Source organism: Streptomyces sp. NPDC004788 (assembly GCF_053601115.1).
This window is the reverse complement of sequence record NZ_JBSGBF010000179.1, coordinates 1-5776: the sequence shown is the minus strand read 5'-3', so window position 1 is coordinate 5776 and position 5776 is coordinate 1. Positions and strand designations below refer to the sequence as shown.

Below are 5776 nucleotides of genomic sequence, written 5' to 3'. Positions count from 1 at the left end.
TTCCGCCGCCCCCGCCGATTCGATCGGCGGGGGCGGTTTCGTGCCCGGGCGCGTCCGGTTTTCGCGCGTCGGGGACCCGGCCGGAATGTTCATGCGGTCAACATCGGGCAGGATGAGCCCATGGCAGCGATTTCGGGAGGAAAGACCTACCATCACGGCGACCTGCGCAACGCCCTCATCTGCGCGGCCGTCGACCTCGCCACCGAAGGGGGCCCCGAACGGGTCGTGCTGCGCGAGGCCGCCCGCCGCGTCGGCGTCTCGCCCACCGCCGCCTACCGGCACTTCGAAGGCCGCGGCGAGCTCCTCGCCGCCGTCCGCGAACACGCCCGGCGCGCCCTCGCCGACGCCATGGAGCGCACCGCCACCCGCATCCCCGGCGCCGACGACTGCGCCCTCGCCGCCGAGACCCGGCTCGCCGCCCTGTGCCGCGGCTACGTCGCCTTCGCCGTCGCCCAGCCGGGCCTCTACCGGTCCGCCTTCAGCACCCCGGGCGCCGACGACGCCGACAGCGCCGCCGAGGGGCCGGGAACCACGGAGGTACGGGCGTTCACGCTGCTCACCGACGCCCTCGCGGCCGTCGCCGCGACCGCCCGGCCGCCCCGCGCCGCCCGGCCCGCCGCCGAGGCCGCCGCGTGGTCGGCCGTGCACGGACTGTCGCTGCTGCTCCTGGAGGACCCGCTGCGGCGGCTGCCCGCCCAGCGCCGGGACGACGTCGTCGAATCCACCCTGGCGATGGTGGTCTCCGGGACCAGGGCCTGCTGAGCGCCTCCGGGAGACCGTCAACATTCCGTGAACTTCCCCTCGCCGGGGGAAGGTTGACGTGCCCTGCGGCGTTGTCGCGTTGCGCCCACCCCCGGACGCGGTACATCACCTCGTGCAACGTAAGCTGGACCGGTCTGTTTCGCGGCAAGTGGGGCGATACCCCGGCGATGTCCCACGGCCCCGGCGGCCGGGCGGTGCGCCATGGGCAAGGGTCGGCGGCGTGTCCGAAATAGGATGGATTGGATCCGCGGTGTAGAACGGGAGATGTGACGGCCATGACGCAGAATCTCCAGCTCCACGAGGGTGTCGCCGTCCCCGCGTCGGGCAGCGGCCGGTGACGGGAACCCGGCAGGTGCGCCCCGATGACGCCGCTTCGCGCACCACACTCGGCAAGGCCGCGGACGAGAACTTCCCCGTGGCCCCCTTCTTCCTGCCGCGCGCCTGGCGCGACGACCTCATGGCCGTCTACGGCTTCGCCCGCCTCGTCGACGACATCGGCGACGGCGACCTCGCGCCCGGCGGCGCCGACGCCCGCCACCTGGGCGTCGACCCCGGGCACGCCGACGACCGGCTCGCGGTGCTCGACGCCTTCGAGGCCGACCTCATGCGCGTCTTCGACCCGTCCGACGGCCCGGCCCGGCACCCGCTGCTGCGCGCCCTCGGCCCCACCGTCGAACGCTGCCGGCTCACCCCGGAGCCGTTCCTCGGCCTCGTCGCCGCCAACCGCCAGGACCAGCTGATCCGCCGCTACGAGACGTACGACGACCTCGTGGCCTACTGCGAGCTGTCCGCCAACCCCGTCGGCCGGCTCGTCCTCGGCATCACCGGCACCGCCACCCCCGAGCGGATCCGCCGCTCCGACGAGATCTGCACCGCGCTCCAGATCGTCGAGCACCTCCAGGACGTCGCCGAGGACCTCGGCCGCGACCGGATCTACCTGCCCGCCGAGGACCTGAAGCGCTTCCACGTCACCGAGGACGACCTCGCCCGGCCCACGGCCGGCGCGTCCGTGCGCGCCCTGATCGCCTTCGAGGCGGACCGGGCACGCGGACTGCTCGACGCCGGCGTGCCGCTCGTCGGCAGTGTCCACGGCCGCCTCCGGCTGCTCCTGGCCGGCTTCACCGCCGGCGGGTACGCGGCGCTCGACGCGATCGCCGCCGCCGGCTTCGACGTGTTGTCCGGGCCGCCCAAGGCCGCCAAACCGAGTCTGATGCGCCGGGCGGGCGCCGTCCTGCTCACGGCGCGGAGAGAGGGGTGAGCCGGACAGTGGAGGGACAGTCCCAACCGTCCGCGCCGGTCCAGGCCGCGTACAGCTACTGCGAGGCCGTGACCGGGGCGCAGGCGCGCAACTTCGCGTACGGGATCCGGCTGCTGCCGACCGAGAAGCGGCAGGCCATGTCGGCGCTCTACGCGTTCTCGCGGCGGGTCGACGACATCGGCGACGGGCCGCTCGCACCCGCCGACAAGACGGACCGCCTGGAGGCGACCCGGGCGCTCCTCGGCCGCGTCCGGGCCGGCGAGATCGAGGAGGACGACACCGACCCGGTCGCCGTCGCCCTCACCGACGCCGCCCGCCGCTTCCCGATCCCGCTCGGCGGGCTCGACGAGCTCATCGACGGCGTGCTCATGGACGTGCGCGGCGCGACCTACGAGACCTGGGACGACCTCAGGGTCTACTGCCGCTGCGTGGCCGGCGCCATCGGCCGGCTCTCGCTGGGCGTCTTCGGCACCCAGCCCGGCGCCGCCGGGTCCGAACGAGCCGCCGAGTACGCCGACACCCTCGGCCTCGCGCTCCAGCTCACCAACATCCTGCGCGACGTCCGCGAGGACGCCGGTAACGGCCGCACCTACCTGCCGGCCGACGACCTCGCCAAGTTCGGCTGCGCCGACGGCTTCGGCACCGACACCCCGCCGCCGGGCGCCGACTTCGCCGGCCTCGTCCACTTCGAGGTCCGCCGCGCCCGCGCCCTCTTCGCCGAGGGCTACCGGCTGCTCCCGATGCTCGACCGCCGCAGCGGCGCCTGCGTCGCCGCCATGGCCGGCATCTACCGCCGCCTCCTCGACCGCATCGAACGCGACCCCGAGGCCGTCCTGCGCGGCCGCGTCTCCCTCCCCGGCCGCGAGAAGGCCTTCGTCGCCGTCCGCGGCCTCTCGGGCTTCGACGCCCGTCACATCTCCCGCCGCACGTCGAGGAGGCCCGCGTGACCCACGCCGCGCCGCCGCGGGCCGCCGCGCACTCCTCGTACGCCGCCACGGCGCGGGTGGCCGCGCACCCCTCGTACGACGCCTCGCCGTCGGCTGACCGCCGCGACGGCGAGTCGGCCGCGCGCCGCCCCCGCGGCGCCGGACGGGCCGTCGGTGCGGCCGGCAGGACCCGGACAACCCGCGGCCTCCGTACCGCGTCCCTGGACACGACGTTCCGAGAGGAGGCCGCATGACCGCCGACGACATCCGGGTCACCGGGGGAGCGGCCGACGTGCGCGGGCACGGTGAGCGGCGGCCGAGGGCCGTCGTCGTCGGCGGCGGACTCGCCGGGCTGACCAGCGCGCTGCAGCTGGCCGGGGCCGGGCTGCGGGTGACGCTGCTCGAAGGGCGGCCGCGGCTCGGCGGGCTCGCGACCTCGTTCCGGCGCGGGGAGCTCACGGTCGACAACGGGCAGCACGTGTACCTGCGCTGCTGCACCGCGTACAGCTGGTTCCTGGACCGGGTCGGCGGCGCGCACCTCGCGCCCGTCCAGCCGCGCCTCGACGTGCCGGTGCTCGACGTCGCGCACCCGCGTGGGCCGCGGCTCGGGCGGCTGCGGCGGGACGCCCTGCCGGTGCCGCTGCATCTGGCGCGGAGCCTGGCGACGTATCCGCATCTGTCGCCCGGCGAGCGGGCGAGCGTCGCGCGCGCCGCGCTCGCGCTGAAGAAGCTGGATCCGGCCGACCCGGCGCTCGACGGCATCGACTTCGGCACCTGGCTGGGCCGGCACGGCCAGTCCGCGCGCACCGTCGAGGCGCTGTGGGACCTGGTGGGAGTGGCGACGCTGAACGCCCTCGCGCCGCACGCCTCCATGGGCCTCGCGGCGAAGGTGTTCAAGACCGGGCTGCTCTCCGACAGCGGCGCCGCCGACATCGGCTGGGCCCGCGTCCCGCTCGGCCACCTCCACGACGACCTCGCCCGCAAGGCCCTCGACGACCTGGGCGTGCGGATCGAGCTGCGCACCAAGGCCGAGCGGATCAGCCGCACCGGCGACGGCCGCTGGGCCGTCCAGGTGCCGGGGGAGACGCTGGAGGCGGACGCCGTCGTCCTCGCCGTACCGCAGCGCGAGACCCGCGAACTGCTGCCGGACGGCGCGCTCGACGACCCCGACCGGCTGCTCGACATCGGCACCGCGCCGATCCTCAACGTGCACGTGATCTACGACCGCAAGGTGCTGCGCCGGCCGTTCTTCGCCGCGCTCGGCACCCCCGTCCAGTGGGTCTTCGACCGCACCGACTCCTCCGGGCTCACCGGCCCCGGCCAGTACCTCGCCCTCTCGCAGTCCGCCGCGCACGACGAGATCGACGAGCCGGTCGCCGCCCTGCGCGAGCGCTACCTGCCCGAGCTGGAGCGACTGCTGCCCGCCGCCCGGGGCGCCGGTGTCCGCGACTTCTTCGTCACCCGCGAGCGGACCGCCACGTTCGCCCCGACCCCTGGCGTCGGCCGGCTCCGGCCCGGCGCCCGCACCCACGCCCCCGGCCTCTACCTGGCCGGCGCCTGGACCGCCACCGGCTGGCCCGCGACCATGGAGGGTGCCGTCCGCAGCGGCTTCAGCGCCGCGGGCGCCGCGCTCTCCGCACTCGGCCGCCACTACGACCACCCGCTACAGGAGGCGGCATGAGTGTGAGTACCGGAACTAGAGGAGAGACCGTGCCGACTGTGCCCCCGGGGAATCCGGGCGTCGACACCGCGGATGTCGCCGCACTGCTGGAACGGGGCCGCGCCCTGTCCACGCCTGTCATGCGGGCGGCCGTCGACCGCCTCGCGCCGCCCATGGACACCGTGGCCGCCTACCACTTCGGCTGGATCGACGCCCAGGGCAACCCGACCGAGGGCGACAGCGGCAAGGCGGTCCGCCCCGCCCTCGCGCTGATCTCCGCCGAGGCCGCGGGCGCCGCCCCCGAGGTCGGCATCCCCGGCGCCGTCGCCGTCGAGCTGGTGCACAACTTCTCGCTGCTCCACGACGACCTCATGGACGGCGACGAGCAGCGCCGCCACCGCGACACCGTGTGGAAGGTGCACGGCCCCGCCCAGGCCATCCTGGTCGGCGACGCGCTCTCCGCCCTCGCCAACGAGCTGCTGCTGGAACTCGGCACCGCCGAGGCCGGCCGCGCCACCCGCCGCCTCACCACCGCCAACCGCAAGCTCATCGACGGGCAGGCGCAGGACATCTCCTACGAGCACCGCGAGCGGGTCACCGTCGAGGAGTGCCTGGAGATGGAGGGCAACAAGACCGGCGCCCTGCTCGCCTGCGCCGCCTCCATCGGCGCCGTCCTCGCGGGCTGCGACGACCGCACGGCCGACAAGCTGGAGGAGTACGGCTACCACCTCGGCCTCGCCTTCCAGGCCGTCGACGACCTGCTCGGCATCTGGGGCGACCCGGAGTCCACCGGCAAGCAGACCTGGTCCGACCTGCGCCAGCGCAAGAAGTCGCTGCCGGTCGTCGCCGCCCTCGCGGCCGGCGGTCCGGCCTCCGAGGAGCTCGGCGAGCTGCTCGCGGCCGACGCCAAGAGCACGGACTTCGACTCCTTCTCCGAGGAGGAGTTCGCCGCCCGCGCAGCCCTGATCGAGGCGGCCGGCGGCCGGGAGTGGACCTCCCAGGAGGCCCGCCGCCAGCACGCCATCGCCATCCGGGCCCTGCACGAGGTCGACATGCCCGCCCGGGTCCGCGACCAGCTCACGGCACTGGCCGATTTCGTCGTCGTACGGAAGAGATGATCACCATCGCTCTGATATAGCTGCGCAGTCGCCGGCCGGTGCCACCCGGCAC

6 protein-coding genes are annotated in these 5776 nt (G+C 75.1%); all 6 read left to right on the top strand.

The window, feature by feature from the left end; translation table 11 throughout:
- Positions 1-120: 120 nt before the first annotated feature.
- The 6 genes from ACWEJX_RS37190 (at position 121) to ACWEJX_RS37165 (ending at position 5724) form a co-directional block, all read left to right on the top strand.
- Positions 121-762, top strand: coding sequence for a TetR/AcrR family transcriptional regulator (locus ACWEJX_RS37190; RefSeq protein ID WP_451611831.1), 642 nt, complete (start codon positions 121-123; stop codon positions 760-762).
- A 334-nt stretch (positions 763-1096) separates the two neighbouring features.
- Complete coding sequence (gene hpnC, locus ACWEJX_RS37185) at positions 1097-2020, top strand: squalene synthase HpnC (protein WP_451611830.1); 924 nt, start codon at positions 1097-1099, stop codon at positions 2018-2020.
- Positions 2017-2967, top strand: a complete 951-nt coding sequence (hpnD, locus tag ACWEJX_RS37180; RefSeq protein ID WP_451611829.1) for a presqualene diphosphate synthase HpnD — start codon at positions 2017-2019, stop codon at positions 2965-2967. Before hpnC ends, hpnD begins: the two co-directional genes overlap by 4 nt.
- On the top strand, positions 2964-3200 hold the full coding sequence (locus ACWEJX_RS37175) for a hypothetical protein (RefSeq protein ID WP_451611828.1): 237 nt from the start codon (positions 2964-2966) through the stop codon (positions 3198-3200). The genes hpnD and ACWEJX_RS37175 overlap by 4 nt, the downstream gene beginning before the upstream one ends.
- Complete coding sequence (hpnE, locus tag ACWEJX_RS37170) at positions 3197-4627, top strand: hydroxysqualene dehydroxylase HpnE (protein WP_451611827.1); 1431 nt, start codon at positions 3197-3199, stop codon at positions 4625-4627. The genes ACWEJX_RS37175 and hpnE overlap by 4 nt, the downstream gene beginning before the upstream one ends.
- Entirely contained in the window at positions 4624-5724 is a 1101-nt protein-coding gene (locus ACWEJX_RS37165) for a polyprenyl synthetase family protein (protein ID WP_451611826.1), read from the top strand. Before hpnE ends, ACWEJX_RS37165 begins: the two co-directional genes overlap by 4 nt.
- The last annotated feature ends 52 nt before the right edge of the window (positions 5725-5776 follow it).

Bases quoted from the DNA above. Each gene is read 5' to 3' on its own strand.
- ACWEJX_RS37190 (WP_451611831.1), top strand. From the start codon at position 121: ATGGCAGCGATTTCGGGAGGAAAGACCTACCATCACGGCGACCTGCGC.
- hpnE (WP_451611827.1), top strand. From the start codon at position 3,197: ATGACCGCCGACGACATCCGGGTCACCGGGGGAGCGGCCGACGTGCGC.
- ACWEJX_RS37165 (WP_451611826.1), top strand. From the start codon at position 4,624: ATGAGTGTGAGTACCGGAACTAGAGGAGAGACCGTGCCGACTGTGCCC.